The organism is Rhodoferax sp. LS1R11, from assembly GCF_056521395.1.
The window spans coordinates 386,380-401,518 of sequence record NZ_JBWMAW010000002.1 but is presented as its reverse complement, the minus strand read 5'-3'; the positions used below and the strand labels follow the sequence as shown (position 1 = coordinate 401,518).

Here is a 15,139-nt window from a genome sequence, read left to right as displayed (position 1 = left end):
CCTTGATTATGTGCGCGGCATAAATACAACGATGCCCCGTTTCGAATCGCGGGACAATAGGGTTACACGCTGTAACCAATTGCTACTGTTTTAATAGCTGCTTGTGCAGACCATGCAAGGGCTACAGCCATTTTTCTTATAAATTTAGTTCGTTTCCTGGCAAGTTTTTGCTAAAGGATGTTTGTCATGACTACCACCGTAAACCCCATCAAGGCCACTGTATTGGCCGCCTGCCTGTCACTCTCTGCGCCTCTCGTGAGCGCGCAAACCTTTGAGGCCGTGCGCCTGTATGACGCGGCGCCCGGCAACAGCGGGGGGTCGGTGGGCCTGGCGGTGATTGCCACGCGCCAGTACCAGGGCTCTGACGAAAACCGCAACCTGCTCTTGCCCAAGCTGGATTACCAGTGGGGCAACGGCTGGTTTGCCGGCACCACCAATGGTCTGGGTGTGAACCTGTCCGACCGCGCCGACATGGCCTACGGCCTGCGCCTGACGGCCGACCTGGGCCGCTCGCAAAGCCGCTCCAGCGCGCTGGCCGGTATGGGTGATGTGGATGCCAAGCCCGAGGTGGGCGGCTTCTTCAATTACGCGTTCAACCGCGAGACGTTTTTGACCACCTCGCTGCGCTACGGCTCGGGCAATGACAGCAAGGGCTTGCTGGTCGACGTGGGCGCCACCTACCTGCGCGAACTGGCGCCGCAGTGGCGCCTGGGCCTGCGCGTGGCGGCCACCTACGCCAATGGCGAGTACATGCAGTCTTACTTTGGCGTGGACGCCGCGCAGTCTTTGGCCAGCGGTTACACGGCCTACAAGCCCGGCGCGGGCATTCGGGACGTGCGGGCGGGGGTGTCGGTGTCTTACCACCTCAACCCCAACATGATGATCATCTCGGCCCTGTCGCTCAGCTCCTTGCAGGGCGACGCCAACAGCAGCCCGCTCAATCGCAAGCGCACCGATGCCACCGGCATCGTGGCCGTGTCTTACGGTTTCTAAACCCCGGTGGGTTTGAAGCAAAACCTGCCGCGCGCCGGTGCGGCCTGCCCGTGCGAGAGCGGCCAGACCTACGCCGAGTGCTGCGGCCCCTGGCATGCGGGCTTGGCCACCGGTGTGGGTGCGCCCACGCCCGAGGCGCTCATGCGCTCGCGCTACAGCGCCTATGGGCTGGGGCTGATTGAGTATTTGCTGGCCACCTGGCATCCGTCCACCTCGCCGGGGGACCTGGAGCTGCCGCCCGTCAAATGGCTGGGGCTGGAGGTGCGCCACGCCGCCGCGTCGGGCGACGTGGGTGTGGTGGAGTTTGTGGCGCGCTGCCGCGACAGCAACGGCGCCCAGCGCATGCACGAGAGCAGCCGCTTTGTGCGCGAAGGCGGCTTCTGGCTTTACATCGACGGTGTGGTGGACGAGGCGCCCTGACCCTGCACGGGCGGCTATGTGAATAAGAGAGGCTTCGGCCTCTTTTTTTATGGGTTTCTGCCGATGTACTAGACACATCCTTGTGACATCGCAAGACCTCCGTCACGCTATGCTGTGCCCGGTTTGCAAAAAAATCACGGAATCGCATGAAATTAATTCAAAAAATAGCCTCGTTGGCGCTGGTTTTTGCTTCCTCCCTGTCCATGGCGCAGACTGGCGTGACGGACAAGGAGATTCTGGTGGGCCAGTTCGCCGCCATCAGCGGGCCCTCCGCCCAGCTGGGGCAGCGCATGCAGGTGGGCATGCTGGCCTACTTTGCGGCCATCAACGCGCAGGGCGGGGTGAACGGGCGCCAGCTCAGGCTGATCACCCGTGACGACGGCTACGAGCCCGAAAAAGCCGCTGCTGCCGCCAAGGCGCTGATCCAGGAAGACAAGGTCTTTGTGCTCGCGGGCTCCGTGGGCACGCCCACCGGTCTGGCCGCGCTGCCTGTGTTGACCGAGGAGCATGTGCCCTTGGTGGGCATGTTCACCGGCGCGCAGGCGCTACGGGAGCCGTTCAACAAGCAGGTGTTTCATGTGCGCGCCAGCTACTTTGACGAGACCGAGCGCATCGTGCAGCACCTGACCACGCTGGGCGTGAAGAAAATCGCCGTGTTCTACCAGAACGATGCCTACGGCAAGGCCGGTCTGGAGGGCGTGACCCGCGCGCTGGAAAAACGCCAGCTCAAACCGGTGGCCACGGGCACGGTGGAGCGCAACACGGTGGACGTCGCCAAGGCGCTGGGCGCCATTCTGGAGACGGCGCCCGAGGCGGTGGTGCAGATTGGCGCCTACAAGGCCTGCGCGGCCTTCATCAAGCAGGCGCGCACCAAGGGCTACGGCGGCCAGTTTTTTAACGTGAGTTTTGTGGGTTCTGCCGCGCTGGCCGACGAGTTGGGTGAGGTCGGCCACGGCGTGGCGATTTCGCAGGTGGTGCCGTTTCCCTATGCGGCCAAAACAGCGGTTGTTCGCGACTACCAGCATCACATGCTGGCCGCCGGGCAAAAGGAGATCGACTTCTCCAGCATGGAGGGTTACCTGACCGCCCGCGTGCTGGTGGAAGGGCTGCGCCGCGCCGGGCGGGCGCTGACGCGCGAGAAGCTCATTGGCGCGCTGGAGTCCATGCGCGAGGTGGACCTGGGCGGTTTCATCATCAACTACAGCGCCACCAACCACCAAGGCTCGAACTTCACCGACCTGACCTTGATCGGCAGCAACGGGAAGTTCATGCACTGAGGGCGGGAGCCCTTATTTGGCCTTGGGACGACCGTATTTGGCGGTAAAACTGGCCTTGCCCAGGCTGTTGCCATTGATCATGTAGCCGGTGAGCGCCGCGGTGGCGTCGGCCGGTACGTCCAGCTTGTCTTTCAGCGCGTACACGGTAAAGGTGTAGCGGTGCGGCTTGTCGCCCTGCGGTGGGCAGGTACCGCCCCAGCCCGCCACGCCGAAGTCAATGCGCGCATGGCTGGCGCCTGCGGGCAGGTTGGCGCCGCCCACGGCACCGGCGTTGGCGGCCAGGCTGCTCACCTCAGCCGGCACATTGATCACCATCCAGTGCCACCAGCCGGAGCCGGTGGGGGCGTCGGGGTCGTACATGGTGACGGCAAACGCCTTGGTATTTTTGGGCGCACCGCGCCATTGCAGGGCGGGTGATTTGTTCTCGCCTGCGCAGCCAAAGCCGTTGAACTCAAAACTCTGGGGCATGGTGCCACCAGCCTTGATGTCGGGGCTGCTGAGCGTGAAGCCAGCGGCCTGGGTCAGGGTGGCGGCGCCGAGCAGGGCCGCAGCAATCAAGGTGTGTTTCATGGAGGTCTCCGAAAAAATGAGACCTCCATGATGCCGCGAACCGTCCTGGCTGGCTAGCCAGGGGCTTTTTAGCTCAGGTGCTTGCCCACAATGCCGGCCAGTTCAAACATCGTGACCTGTGGTTTGCCAAACACGGCCAGGAGCTTGGTGTCCGCATTGATGGCGCGCTTGTTGGCCGCGTCTTGCAGACCGTTGGCCTTGATGTAGTCCCACAGTTTCTTGATGACTTGCGGACGCCCGATCGGTTCGGTGCCAATGACGGCGCCCAAGGAGTCGCTGGGCGTGAGCCCGACGCCCGGTTTGGCGGCGGATTTACGCGGCGTTTTGACGGCGGCGGTCTTGGTGGCTGCTTTTTTGGCCGGTGCCTTCTTTGTAGCGGCTTTCTTGGCTGTAGCCCCCGTAGAACGTGCGCCAGCAGCTACTGTTTTGGTAGCAGTCGTGGTTTTGGCCGCGGTCTTGCGTGGTGGGAACTTGCTGGGCGCAAACTCAAAGTTCACCTTGCCCGCTTCGGCGTCCCACGCCAGCATGGCCTTGAAGGCGCGGCGCGTGCGCATGCTGACGAACTTGTCCATCAGGTCGGTCTTGCCGGTGGCCAGCAGTTTGCTCATTTGCTCGCGCGCAATGGGTTGCTGCAGGATGATCTGGCCGCTTTTGAAGTCGCAGCTGGGTGTGGGCTGTGCCAACGTGGGCACGGCTTTTTCGCACAGGTAGTTTTTGCCATGCTCATACACGGCACCGCCGCATTTGGGGCAGGCGCCCAGGCTCTCCTGGCCGGTGAAGTCGATCAGCTCGCCGCTTTCTTCGCCTTTTTTGTCATCGCCAAAGTCGAATTCGAGCTTGTAGTTTTTGGTTTCTTCGTCGAACTTGATGACCATCTCGGCGGTGAAGGGCCAGCCTGCCTTGGAGCGGAAGCCGTCCAGCGGGCCAATCTTCTTGTCGCGCAGAAACTGCTCCACCTCGGCCGCCTCGAAGGTACGGCCAGCCGGGGTTTTGCCAAACGAGAAGCCGCAGCCTTCGCTGGTGCCGTCAGCGCCGGTGCAGGTGTAGCGGCGGTAGTTTTCTTTGACGATGCCGCCGCAGTTGGGGCAGGGGCTGCTGAGTGTGGCGTAGTCACCGGGGATGGTGTCGCGGTCGTATTCCTTGGCTTTTTTGACCATGCGTTCGGTCATGGCGGCAATCTCGGCCATGAAGGCGTCGCGGCTCATCTTGCCTTGCTCCATCTGGGCGAGTTTGTATTCCCACTCGCCGGTCAGCTCGGCTTTGGTCAGCTCCTGCACGTCCAGGCCGCGCAGCAGGGTCATGAGCTGGAAGGCCTTGGCGGTAGGAATCAGTTCGCGGCCTTCGCGCAGCATGTATTTCTCGGCAATCAAGCCTTCGATGATGCTGGAGCGGGTGGCGGGCGTGCCCAGGCCTTTTTCCTGCATGGCTTCGCGCAGCTCGTCGTCTTCCACGGTCTTGCCGGCGCCTTCCATGGCGCCCAGCAAGGTGGCTTCCGAGTAACGGGCCGGTGGGCGGGTTTTGAGGCCCTTGGGGTCCACGGCATCGGCGTTGACCAGTTCACCGGGTTTCACCGGCACCAGGCTGGAGCCGCTCTTGTCGTCGCCGTCCTTGACCTCTTCGGCGGCTTCCTTGCCGTAAATGGCCAGCCAGCCCGGCTTGACCAGCACCTTGCCTTCGGTCTTGAAGCTGTGCCCCACGGCGGTGGATATACGCGTGGTGATCTGGTACTCGGCGCTGGGGAAAAACACCGCCATGAAGCGGCGCACCACCAGGTCATAGACCTTTTGTTCGGCCTCGCTCAAGCCGCTGGGCGCTTGCAGCGTGGGGATGATGGCAAAGTGATCACTGACCTTGGCGTTGTCAAACACGCGTTTGGTGGGCTTGATGTAGTTGCCGCTGAGGGCGGTACGGGCGTGAGGTGCCAGGTGCTTCATGCCGGAATCGGCCAGCATCTCGAAGGTTTGCTTGACCACCGGCACGTAGTCCTCGGGCAGGGCGCGCGAGTCGGTCCGGGGGTAAGTCAGGGCCTTGTGGCGCTCGTACAGGCTTTGCGCGATGGAGAGCGTGGTCTTGGCCGAGAAGCCAAACTTGCCGTTGGCCTCGCGCTGCAGGCTGGTCAGGTCAAACAGCAGGGGCGAGGCCTGCGTGGTGGGCTTGCTTTCTTCAGTGACCGTGGCCTTTTGGCCGCGCACGGCGTCGGCAATGGCTTGTGCCTCGCGCTGGTTCCACAGGCGGTCGGCCTTGAGTTCAGCATCGGCTTCTTCATTGCCAGCTGCGGCGTTGGCAGCGGTTTTTTTCCACTTGGGGTCAAACCACTTGGCGGGGTAGTCACCGGCTTGGGCGCCAAAGGTGGCGTGCACCTCCCAGTAGTCGCGGCTGATGAACTTGCGGATTTTTTCTTCGCGCTCCACCACCACCGAGAGCGTGGGGGTTTGCACCCGGCCCACGGTGGTCAAAAAGAAGCCGCCGTCGCGCGAGTTGAAGGCGGTCATGGCGCGCGTGCCGTTGATGCCGACCAGCCAGTCGGCCTCGGAGCGGCAGCGTGCGGCGTCGGCCAGCGGCAGCATCTGCTGGTCGCTGCGCAGGGCGTTGAAGCCGTCGCGGATGGCCTGCGGCGTCATGGACTGCAGCCACAGGCGCTGCACCGGCAGCTTGACCTTGCTGTACTGCTGGATCAGGCGAAAGATCAGCTCCCCCTCGCGGCCCGCGTCACAGGCGTTGATGAAGGCGCCCACATCCTTGCGTTTGGCCTGCTTGACGATGGCGTTGAGCCGCGTCTTGGTCTTGTCCATCGGCTTCAGGTCAAAGTGCGGCGGAATCACCGGCAGGTGGGCGAAACTCCATTTGCCGCGTTTGACGTCGAACTCTTCAGGCGCCTGAATTTCGACCAGGTGGCCGACGGCGCTGGTGACGACGTACTTCTCGTTTTCGAAGTGCTCGTCGTGTTTGTCGAACTTGCCCGCAATGGGCGTCAGCGCCTTGACGATGTCTTGCGCGACCGAAGGTTTCTCAGCAATGACCAATGTTTTCATCTGACTACAATCCAGTTTCTCGCGTGCGCACAAGCGCACACATGCCTACGTGAGCGCGCACACGCACGCCCATACGAGTTCACCATACCAAATTTTTAGCTGTGTCCAAAAAAGCCGTCCCCGAATCTGGTCGCCGCATTCAAACCCGTCGCTCGGGGGTGCACGGCAAAGGTGTGTTTGCCGTGCAGGATATCGCCGAGGGCGAAACCCTCATCGAGTATGTGGGCGAGGTCATCAGCTGGCCCGAGGCGCAGGCGCGCCATCCGCATGACCCCACGGACCCCAACCACACGTTTTATTTCCACATTGACGAAAACCGCGTGATTGACGCCCTGTTTGGGGGCAACTCGTCGCGCTGGATCAATCATTCGTGTGCGCCTAACTGTGAAGCGGACGAGCAAGACGGGCGTATCTTCATCAAAGCCCTGCGCAACATTCCGGCGGGCGAAGAGCTGAACTACGACTACGGCCTGATCATTGACGAGCGCTACACCGCCAAACTCAAGGCCGAGTACCCCTGCTGGTGCGGTGCCCAAAACTGCCGCAGCACGCTGCTGGCGCCCAAGCGCGGTCGCCGCTGAACGCCCCCATGCGCAGCCCGATACGCTGGCCCGCCGAGGCAATCTGGGAAGCCGTGGCACCTGATGTGCCTGGCTTCACGGTCGAAGTGCTGCCCGAGGTGGACTCGACCAACACCGAGCTGATGCGCCGTGCGCGGGCCGGCCAGCTGGAGCCCATTTTGCTGGTGGCTGAGCAGCAAACCGCGGGCCGTGGCCGCCTGGGGCGGGAGTGGGTGAGTGACGACAAGACCAACGCTGGTGGGCCCGCTTCCCTGACTTTTTCGCTGGGGTTGCCTCTGGCGCCGCAAGATTGGTCCGGCCTGTCGCTGGCGGTGGGCGTGAGCGTGGTGCAAAGCCTGCACCCTGATTTGCGCCTGAAGTGGCCCAACGACGTGTGGCTGCACGACTGCAAGCTGGCGGGCATCCTGATCGAGACCGCCAGCTTTGGCGACACCCGTTATGCCGTGGTGGGCGTGGGGCTCAACATTCGGGAGCGCGAAGGCACGGGCATGCGCACACCGCCCGCCTGGTTGCAGCAAGTGCTGCCAGGGCTGGACGCACCGCAGGCTCTGCTGCGCATCGTGGCGCCACTGGTGCAGGCCATCAAGGTGTTTGAGGTGCATGGGTTTCAGCCCTTTCAGGCCCGCTTTAATGAGCTGGACGCGCTGGGTGGGCTGGAGGTCAGCTTCAGTGACGGCTTGGGTGGTACGGCCATGGGCGTGGACGAGGTGGGTGCCTTGCGGGTGCAAACTGCGCAGGGCCTGAAAAAGGTCACCAGCTCCGAGGTGAGTGTGCGCCCCTTGCGCCCGCCGTCTTACGAAAACCTTTGATCCATTCCCATGTTGCGACTCATTGTTCTGGTCTTGCTGCTCCTCAACGGGGTGTATTTTGCGTGGTCACAGGGTTTTCTGGCGGGGCTGGGTTTTGCCCCCGCGCAGGAGTCGGAGCCGCAACGGTTGGCGCAGCAGGTCCGGCCCGACCTGCTGCGTCTGTTGACGGCGAAAGAATTGCGTTTGGCTGAGGCCGAGCCCCGTGCCAATGGCAAGCCGGGTGAGTGCCTGCAGGCGGGCTTGTTCAACGAGACCGAAAGCGCGGCCTTGCGCCGTGCGCTGGAGTCCTCGTGGCCAGCCAGTGCGTGGGTGCTGGAAGATGCAGCCATCCCCGCACGCTGGATTGTCTACATGGGCAAATACGCCAGTGCGGAAGATCTGCTCAAGAAACGGACCCAGCTGGCCGCCTTGAATCTGAAGTTTGAGCCCTTGACCAATCCCGCGCTGGAGTTGGGTCTGTCCCTAGGGGGCTTTGCCACGCAGGATGCTGCCAATGAGGCGCTGGATGCCTTTGCCCGGCGCGGCGTGCGCACGGCGCGGGTGGTGCAGGAACGGGCCGAGACGCCGGGTGCGCTGCTGCGCTTGTTGCAGGTCAATGACGCCTTGCGTGTCCGGCTGGAAGAGTTGAAGCCTGCGTTGGCGGGCAAGCCGCTCGGCCCCTGCCGGTAAGCGGTGCCCAGCGCGCTTTAGACGACTGCCGTATCGGACGACTCGGCGATGAATTTCACCGTGAAACGCGCGCCGGGTGGCACCTGGCCTGGCCGGGTTTCTTCCAGGCTCACGGTGGCGCTGTGTTGCTGCGCAATTTCCATGACGATGGGCAAGCCCAGACCTGAGCCGTCGACTTCTGTGCCCAGTGCGCGGTAAAAGGGCTGAAAGATCAGTTCCCGCTCGGCCTCGGGCACGCCGGGGCCGGAGTCTTCCACCTGCAGCACCAGAGTTTTGCCAAACGGGTCGGTCAACACCCGCGCGGTGATGACGCCCGGCTTGTCGATGCTTGACGGCGTGTAGTTGATGGCGTTGTCCACCAGGTTGCGAATCAATTCTTTGAGCAGGGTGGGGTTGCCTGCGAGTTGTCCGCCGTCGGCCTCGGGCTGGATGCCTTCGTAACCCAGGTCAATGTGTTTTTCAATGGCCCGTGGCACGCAGTCGCGCACCACGGACATGGTCAGGTCGGCCAGGTCACAGGTGGCGCGCGGCATGGCCGAGCCATTGCTCTCTGCCCGGGCCAGTGCCAGCAACTGGTTGACGGTGTGGGTGGCCCGGATGCTGGCACGACCAATCTGGCGCAGCGATTGTTTGAGCTCTTCGGCGCTGGCGCCTTCGCGCTGAGCCAGGTCGGCCTGCATGCGCAGGCCCGCCAGTGGCGTTTTGAGCTGGTGGGCCGCGTCGGCCAGAAAACGTTTTTGCGTAGCGATGGAGTCTTTGAGCCGCATCAGCAGGTCATTGACGGAATACACCAGGGGGGCGACTTCCATGGGCACGGCTTGGGCATCGATGGGGCTCAAGTCATCGGGTTTGCGGGCACGGATGCGCTCTTCCAGCCGGTTGAGGGGCTTGATGGCCTGCACCAGCGCCAGCCACACCAGCAGCACTGCCATGGGCAGGATGACGAACTGCGGCAGCATCACGCCCTTGACAATCTCAGTGGCCAGGATGGAGCGCTTTTCCATGGTCTCGGCCACCTGCACCAGAGCGGGTTTCGACCCGGGCAAGGGCAGCTGGACCCAGGTGTAGGCCACCTTGACATCGGCGCCCAGCACCTCGTCGTCCCGGATGCGCACTTCGCCAAGCACCACGCGTTCCTCTTCCGGGGGCAGGGGCAGCGCACGCTCGCCAGCCAGGTACTCGCCTTTGGCGCCCAGCACCTGGTAGTAGACGGTGTCCGAGTCGTCCGCCCGCAGCAGCTCGCGGGCGGGCAGGGGGAGGTTGAATTGCACGCGGTTGTTGCTGACCGTGACGAGTTGCGCCAGCGCGCCCACGTTGTATTCCAGCGCCCGGTCAAACGGCTTGCCGGCAATGCTCTGTGCCACCAGCCAGGTCAGCACCAGACTGATGGGCCACAGCAACAGCAGTGGCGTGAGCATCCAGTCCAGGATTTCGCCGAACAGCGAGCGCTGTTCGCGGTGAAAGATGTTCACCCCGGTATCTTCTCCAGGCAGTAGCCCAGCCCCCGCACGGTGGCAATGCGGATCGGACCTTTTTCAATCTTTTTGCGCAGGCGGTGAATGTAGACCTCAATGGCGTTGTTGCTCACCTCCTCACCCCATTCGCACAGGCGCTCCACCAGCTGGTCTTTGCTGACCAGGCGGCCGGAGCGCTGCAGCAGCACTTCAAGCAGGCCCAGTTCACGGGCCGACAGTTCGACCATGACGCCGTCAATCGTGGCCACGCGGCCGGACTGGTCGTAAATCAGGGGGCCGTGTTTGATCGTGCTGCTGGCCGACCCCATGCCACGGCGGCTTAAAGCGCGCACGCGCGCTTCCAGCTCGGACAAACTGAAGGGTTTGGCCATGTAGTCGTCGGCGCCATAGTCCAGGCCTTTGACACGCTCTTCCACGCTGTCGGCAGCCGTCAAGATCAGCACCGGCAGGGAGGAACCTCGGGCACGGAGTTTTTTCAGCACTTCCAGGCCATGCATCTTGGGCAGGCCCAGGTCGAGAATCAGCAGGTCGAATTCGGTGTTGGTCATGAGCGCGGCATCGGCTTCGGTGCCACTGGCCACGTGGTCCACCGCGGCGCCTGAGCTGCGCAAGGTTCGCAGCAAGCCATCGGCCAGGACTTGGTCATCTTCTGCAATCAGAATTCGCATGTCTGTCTCCTTGTTGTTGTCGCCCGTGTGGCGTTCCGGTTTTTATTCATTCTAGGCTTCCCCGCACAGGGCCGTGGCTGGAAATGCGGGGGCACCGCTCAAGATGCATAGGCCTCCAGACCAATGGCAATGACGGTCGCTACTTCATCCCCCACGGCGGCCCGCAGCTCGGCTTCTGCCTGCGCCACGGCCTGCTCAAACGCATGCAGCCAGCTCAGTCCGACGGGGGTGAACACAATGCGCCGGGCCCGGGCGTCGCGCGCATCGGGCAGGCGGGTGACCAGGCCCCAGGCCTCGCATTGTTCGACGAGTTTGCCCATGGCCTGTTTGGTCATGTTGGCGCGTTGCGCCAGGTCGGTCAGGCGCGAGCCATCGAGCGCCAGATGCCGGGTGATGTGGACGTGGGACGCACTCAAGCACCCCCTGGCCGCCAGGTTGGACAGGGCCAGCGGCACATCTTCGTTGCGGGCCATCAGGGACAGCACGCGGGCGTCAAACCGTTGCAGCGCCAGGTTCATCCAGTGCCCCAAATGGGCCTGCCGCCAGCCCGCGGTGATGTGGGTTTCTTGCATGGCTTAAATAGTAAGCTAAATTGACTAAAAAATCTGTTTACAGATTTGAACCACGCAAGATAAACTACTGTTCAAGCATCCAGCCTGTTATTAAAAACAGACGTCTTGCCAGATTCACCGCCAACCCCAGTCATTGATATTCAAGGAGATTTCCATGGACGCACCCGTCAAAGCCCCGACCGCCGTGAACAGCGAAAAAGCCAAAGCCCTGCAAGTGGCCTTGGCCCAGATTGAAAAGCAGTTTGGCAAAGGCACCATCATGCGCCTGGGTGAGGGCGAGGTGATTGAAGACATCCAGGTGGTCTCTACCGGCTCATTGGGCTTGGACATTGCCCTGGGCGTTGGCGGTTTGCCACGTGGCCGGGTGGTAGAAATCTACGGCCCCGAGTCGTCGGGCAAGACCACGCTCACGCTGCAGGTCATTGCTGAAATGCAAAAAATTGGCGGTCAGTGCGCGTTTGTGGATGCCGAGCACGCCCTGGACATTCAATATGCCCAAAAACTGGGTGTGAACCTGCAGGATTTGCTGATCAGCCAGCCCGACACCGGCGAACAGGCGCTTGAAATTGTGGACAGCCTGGTGCGTTCGGGGGCGGTTGACCTGATCGTGGTGGACTCGGTGGCGGCCTTGACGCCCAAAGCCGAGCTGGAAGGTGAAATGGGCGACTCCTTGCCCGGCCTGCAGGCACGTTTGATGAGCCAGGCCCTGCGCAAGCTCACCGCCCACATCAAGAAGACCAACTGCATGGTGATTTTCATCAACCAGATTCGCATGAAGATTGGCGTCATGTTTGGTTCGCCCGAGACCACGACGGGCGGCAATGCCTTGAAGTTTTACGCCTCCGTGCGCCTGGACATTCGCCGTACCGGCACCATCAAAAAAGGCGATGAGGCCATTGGCAACGAGACCAAAGTCAAGGTCGTCAAGAACAAGGTGGCGTCGCCGTTCAAGACGGCCGAATTTGATATTTTGTTCGGTGAGGGCATCAGCCGTCACGGCGAAATCATTGACATGGGCGTGACCGCCAACATCCTGGACAAGTCGGGCGCCTGGTATGCCTACAACGGCGAAAAAATCGGCCAAGGCCGCGACAACGCTCGTGAGTTCCTGCGTGAAAACCCCGAGTTGTCGCGTGAAATTGAAAACAAGGTGCGGGCCTCGCTGGGCATTCCCTTGGTGCCGGGCGGTGAAGCGCCTGAGGTGAAAACCAAGGTTTCAAGCAAAAAAGCCGCCTAGCCCAGGTAGGCCGTGCACAAGTAGCTATCAAATCAGTAGCATTTAATGGTGGCTTGTGAGGCGTAAAAAACAGCCATGTCATTCGACCAACCCTCATTAAAAGGCCGCGCGCTAAGGCTACTCAGCGGCCGCGAGCACTCGCGGGCCGAACTGGAGCGCAAGCTCGCGAGCTTTGAGGAAGAGCCTGGCACGCTGGCCCAGGCGCTGGATGAATTGCAGGCCAAAGGCTTTATCAACGAGCAGCGCGTGATTGAGTCCGTGGTTCACCGCCGCGCAGGCAAGCTGGGCACGGCGCGCATCAAGCAGGAGTTGCAGGGCAAAGGCCTGGACTCCGCGGCTGTCGCCGAAGCCCTGCAAGGTTTGCAGGCCACGGAACGCGAACGGGCGCTGGAGGTTTGGCGCAAGAAATTCGGTGCGCCACCCGAGGACGCCCAAGCCGCCGCCAAACAGATGCGGTTTTTGGCGTCACGCGGGTTTGGCGCGGATGCCATCCGGCGCGTGGTGACCGGCGCTGACCGGCTCACCGACGAGAACTGAGCCTCAGAGCCCCAGCATCAGCTTCAGGTTTTGGACCGCCGCACCGCTGGCGCCTTTGCCCAGATTGTCCAGGCGGGCCACCAGCACGGCGTGGTGAAAGCTGTCATCCGCGTCGTTGTTGGCAAACACACGAAGTTCCATTTTGTTGGTGTCGGCCAGTGCCAGGGCATCGAGCTTGTTGTCCGGTGTGGCGGGCTCAACGCTGACCCATTCGCTGCCCGCATAGTGTTGGGCCAACGCGTCATGCAAGTCTTTGGCGCTGGGTTGGCCGGGCAACAAATCGAGGTCCAGCGGCAGCTGCACCAGCATGCCCTGGCGGAAATTGCCGACAGACGGAATGAAAACCGGGCGCCGCGTCAGACCGCTGTATTTCATGATTTCGGGCAGGTGCTTGTGCTTCAGGCCCAGGCCGTACAGTTCAAACGCAGGCGCTTCGCCTTTTTCATACGCCTCGATCATGGGACGACCGCCACCCGAATACCCGCTGATGGACGGCAGCGTGAGTGAATGATCCTTGGGGATCAGGCCCGCATCAACGAGTGGTCGGATGAGGGCAATGGCGCCAGTGGCATAGCAGCCTGGGTTGGCGACGCGACGCGATTGCGTCACCGCCTCTTTTTGCCCCTGCATGAGTTCGGGAAAACCAAACACCCAGCCCGCCATGGTTCTGTGTGCGGTCGAGGCGTCGATGATTTTGGGACCTGTTCGGCCCGAGGCTTTTTCCATCTCGTCAATCATCGCAACCGATTCAAGTGCGGCGTCATCGTGCAGACAAAGCACCACCAGATCGACTTGCGCCATCAAGGCGCGTTTGGCCCCGGCATCCTTGCGCAATTCGGGAGAAATGCTGACCAGTTCAATGCCGGGCATTGACTGGAGCCGCTCGCGGATTTGAAGCCCGGTGGTGCCTGCTTCGCCGTCAATGAATACTTTATGCATGTCTGCCCCTTGCTCGTCAGTTTCTATTCAGATGCACATTCATATAATTATGAATTATGCGAGTGGCGCCCCAGCCCTGTTTTGGTGCGCTGCAACATGATACAGTCCTCGACTGCTTAGCCCAGTGCCGCCCGCAGAGCTTTCGTTGTGTGGCCGGATAAAAATAATCCATTCCTGAGAGAGTCCTCATGAAGATTCACGAATACCAAGGCAAGGAAATCTTGCGCCAAGCTGGTGTGCCGGTGCCTCGCGGCATCCCGGCCTTCACCGTTCAAGAAGCGGTGGAAGCCGCTCAAAAACTCGGCGGCCCCGTGTGGGTTGTCAAGGCGCAAATCCACGCCGGTGGCCGTGGCAAGGGCGGCGGCGTCAAGCTGGCCCGTTCCATTGAAGACGTCAAAAAAATCGCGGGTGAAATTCTGGGCATGCAGCTCATCACTCACCAGACGGGCCCCGAAGGTCAAAAAGTCCGCCGCCTGCTGATTGAAGACGGCGCTGACATCAAAAAAGAATACTACGTGTCCGCTGTGACCGACCGTGCCACGCAACGCGTCGCCATGATCGTCTCCAGCGAAGGCGGCATGGACATCGAGGAAGTGGCCCACTCCACCCCCGAGAAAATCCTGACAGAAATCGTCGACCCGGCGACTGGTCTGACCGAAGTGCAAGCCAAAAAATTGGCCGATGCCATTGGCGTGCCTGCCGGTTCTACAGCGCAAGCTGTGGATGTGTTGCAAAAGCTGTACAAGGTGTACATGGACACCGACGCGTCGCTGGTCGAAATCAACCCCCTGATTCTCGAAGGCAACGGCGGCATAAAGGCCATTGACGCGAAGTTCAACTTCGACGCCAACGCGCTGTTCCGCCACCCGGAAATCGTGGCCTACCGCGATCTGGACGAAGAAGATCCGGCCGAAGTCGAAGCTTCAAAGTTTGACCTCGCTTACATCAGCCTGGACGGCGATATCGGTTGCCTGGTCAACGGCGCCGGTCTGGCCATGGCCACCATGGACACCATCAAGTTGTTTGGCGCTGAGCCAGCCAACTTCCTGGACGTGGGCGGCGGCGCGACTCCCGAGAAGGTGACAGAAGCCTTCAAGATCATGTTGAAAAACCCCAAGGTCAAGGCCATTTTGGTCAACATCTTCGGCGGCATCATGAAGTGCGACACCATCGCGACGGGCGTGATCACGGCTTGCAAAGCCACCAACCTGAACGTGCCGCTGGTCGTGCGCATGAAGGGCACCAACGAAGAGTTGGGCAAGAAAATGCTGGCCGAGTCCGGTTTGCCCATCATCAGTGCTGACACCATGGCCGATGCGGCCGAAAAAGTGGTTGCCGCCGTCAAAGCCGCCGCATAAGG

Annotated in this window: 14 protein-coding genes and 1 pseudogene; 9 read left to right on the top strand and 6 right to left on the bottom strand. The window is 61.8% G+C overall.

The window, feature by feature from the left end; genetic code table 11:
* Positions 1–186: 186 nt before the first annotated feature.
* The 3 genes from AC097N_RS04510 (at position 187) to AC097N_RS04500 (ending at position 2,690) form a co-directional block, all read left to right on the top strand.
* On the top strand, positions 187–993 hold the full coding sequence (locus tag AC097N_RS04510) for a MipA/OmpV family protein (RefSeq protein ID WP_479579543.1): 807 nt from the start codon (positions 187–189) through the stop codon (positions 991–993).
* A 12-nt stretch (positions 994–1,005) separates the two neighbouring features.
* Entirely contained in the window at positions 1,006–1,413 is a 408-nt protein-coding gene (locus tag AC097N_RS04505) for a YchJ family protein (protein WP_479579584.1), read from the top strand.
* A 146-nt stretch (positions 1,414–1,559) separates the two neighbouring features.
* Complete coding sequence (locus AC097N_RS04500; protein WP_479579542.1) at positions 1,560–2,690, top strand: ABC transporter substrate-binding protein; 1,131 nt, start codon at positions 1,560–1,562, stop codon at positions 2,688–2,690.
* Between the two features lie 12 nt (positions 2,691–2,702).
* Here the strand turns inward: AC097N_RS04500 and AC097N_RS04495 are convergent, their stop codons facing one another.
* Positions 2,703–3,260 carry a YbhB/YbcL family Raf kinase inhibitor-like protein gene (locus AC097N_RS04495; protein WP_479579541.1) on the bottom strand — a complete coding sequence of 186 codons (558 nt, stop codon included), beginning with the start codon at positions 3,258–3,260 and terminating at the stop codon, positions 2,703–2,705.
* Between the two features lie 68 nt (positions 3,261–3,328).
* Positions 3,329–6,292: a DNA topoisomerase III gene (locus AC097N_RS04490; protein WP_479579540.1), complete on the bottom strand. Its 2,964-nt coding sequence runs from the start codon at positions 6,290–6,292 to the stop codon at positions 3,329–3,331.
* A 101-nt stretch (positions 6,293–6,393) separates the two neighbouring features.
* Here AC097N_RS04490 and AC097N_RS04485 point away from each other — a divergent pair.
* The 3 genes and pseudogenes from AC097N_RS04485 to AC097N_RS04475 all read left to right on the top strand — a co-directional run.
* Positions 6,394–6,864 (top strand): annotated as a pseudogene (locus AC097N_RS04485) (SET domain-containing protein); the annotation flags it as partial.
* Positions 6,865–6,881: 17 nt separating this feature from the next.
* The gene (locus AC097N_RS04480; protein WP_479579539.1) at positions 6,882–7,682 is read left to right on the top strand and encodes a biotin--[acetyl-CoA-carboxylase] ligase; all 801 of its coding nucleotides are present in this window, start codon (positions 6,882–6,884) and stop codon (positions 7,680–7,682) included.
* A 9-nt stretch (positions 7,683–7,691) separates the two neighbouring features.
* Positions 7,692–8,351: an SPOR domain-containing protein gene (locus AC097N_RS04475; protein ID WP_479579538.1), complete on the top strand. Its 660-nt coding sequence runs from the start codon at positions 7,692–7,694 to the stop codon at positions 8,349–8,351.
* A gap of 17 nt (positions 8,352–8,368) precedes the next feature.
* Here the strand turns inward: AC097N_RS04475 and AC097N_RS04470 are convergent, their stop codons facing one another.
* From AC097N_RS04470 to AC097N_RS04460, 3 genes are all read right to left on the bottom strand, one after another.
* Positions 8,369–9,823 (bottom strand): sensor histidine kinase N-terminal domain-containing protein, encoded by a 1,455-nt coding sequence (locus AC097N_RS04470; RefSeq protein ID WP_479579537.1) that lies wholly within the window; start codon positions 9,821–9,823, stop codon positions 8,369–8,371.
* On the bottom strand, positions 9,820–10,494 hold the full coding sequence (locus AC097N_RS04465) for a response regulator (RefSeq protein WP_479579536.1): 675 nt from the start codon (positions 10,492–10,494) through the stop codon (positions 9,820–9,822). The genes AC097N_RS04470 and AC097N_RS04465 overlap by 4 nt, the downstream gene beginning before the upstream one ends.
* Before the next feature lie 98 nt (positions 10,495–10,592).
* Positions 10,593–11,066: a MarR family winged helix-turn-helix transcriptional regulator gene (locus AC097N_RS04460; protein ID WP_479579535.1), complete on the bottom strand. Its 474-nt coding sequence runs from the start codon at positions 11,064–11,066 to the stop codon at positions 10,593–10,595.
* A 154-nt stretch (positions 11,067–11,220) separates the two neighbouring features.
* Between AC097N_RS04460 and recA the strand changes: the two genes are divergently transcribed.
* On the top strand, positions 11,221–12,303 hold the full coding sequence (gene recA, locus AC097N_RS04455; RefSeq protein ID WP_479579534.1) for a recombinase RecA: 1,083 nt from the start codon (positions 11,221–11,223) through the stop codon (positions 12,301–12,303).
* A 75-nt stretch (positions 12,304–12,378) separates the two neighbouring features.
* Positions 12,379–12,840 (top strand): recombination regulator RecX, encoded by a 462-nt coding sequence (gene recX, locus AC097N_RS04450; RefSeq protein ID WP_479579533.1) that lies wholly within the window; start codon positions 12,379–12,381, stop codon positions 12,838–12,840.
* A gap of 3 nt (positions 12,841–12,843) precedes the next feature.
* On the opposite strand, the gene argC is transcribed toward recX, so the two are convergent.
* Positions 12,844–13,779 (bottom strand): N-acetyl-gamma-glutamyl-phosphate reductase, encoded by a 936-nt coding sequence (argC, locus tag AC097N_RS04445; RefSeq protein WP_479579532.1) that lies wholly within the window; start codon positions 13,777–13,779, stop codon positions 12,844–12,846.
* A 188-nt stretch (positions 13,780–13,967) separates the two neighbouring features.
* On the opposite strand from argC, the gene sucC reads away from it, so the two are divergent.
* On the top strand, positions 13,968–15,137 hold the full coding sequence (gene sucC, locus AC097N_RS04440; protein ID WP_479579531.1) for an ADP-forming succinate--CoA ligase subunit beta: 1,170 nt from the start codon (positions 13,968–13,970) through the stop codon (positions 15,135–15,137).
* The last annotated feature ends 2 nt before the right edge of the window (positions 15,138–15,139 follow it).

What these genes read in the sequence shown, in the direction of transcription:
- AC097N_RS04510 (WP_479579543.1), top strand. Translation starts at nt 187, where the DNA reads ATGACTACCACCGTAAACCCCATCAAGGCCACTGTATTGGCCGCCTGC.
- AC097N_RS04480 (WP_479579539.1), top strand. Translation starts at nt 6,882, where the DNA reads ATGCGCAGCCCGATACGCTGGCCCGCCGAGGCAATCTGGGAAGCCGTG.
- recX (WP_479579533.1), top strand. Translation starts at nt 12,379, where the DNA reads ATGTCATTCGACCAACCCTCATTAAAAGGCCGCGCGCTAAGGCTACTC.
- AC097N_RS04475 (WP_479579538.1), top strand. Translation starts at nt 7,692, where the DNA reads ATGTTGCGACTCATTGTTCTGGTCTTGCTGCTCCTCAACGGGGTGTAT.
- AC097N_RS04500 (WP_479579542.1), top strand. Translation starts at nt 1,560, where the DNA reads ATGAAATTAATTCAAAAAATAGCCTCGTTGGCGCTGGTTTTTGCTTCC.
- AC097N_RS04490 (WP_479579540.1), bottom strand. Translation starts at nt 6,292, where the DNA reads ATGAAAACATTGGTCATTGCTGAGAAACCTTCGGTCGCGCAAGACATC.
- AC097N_RS04495 (WP_479579541.1), bottom strand. Translation starts at nt 3,260, where the DNA reads ATGAAACACACCTTGATTGCTGCGGCCCTGCTCGGCGCCGCCACCCTG.
- AC097N_RS04460 (WP_479579535.1), bottom strand. Translation starts at nt 11,066, where the DNA reads ATGCAAGAAACCCACATCACCGCGGGCTGGCGGCAGGCCCATTTGGGG.
- sucC (WP_479579531.1), top strand. Translation starts at nt 13,968, where the DNA reads ATGAAGATTCACGAATACCAAGGCAAGGAAATCTTGCGCCAAGCTGGT.
- argC (WP_479579532.1), bottom strand. Translation starts at nt 13,779, where the DNA reads ATGCATAAAGTATTCATTGACGGCGAAGCAGGCACCACCGGGCTTCAA.
- recA (WP_479579534.1), top strand. Translation starts at nt 11,221, where the DNA reads ATGGACGCACCCGTCAAAGCCCCGACCGCCGTGAACAGCGAAAAAGCC.
- AC097N_RS04465 (WP_479579536.1), bottom strand. Translation starts at nt 10,494, where the DNA reads ATGCGAATTCTGATTGCAGAAGATGACCAAGTCCTGGCCGATGGCTTG.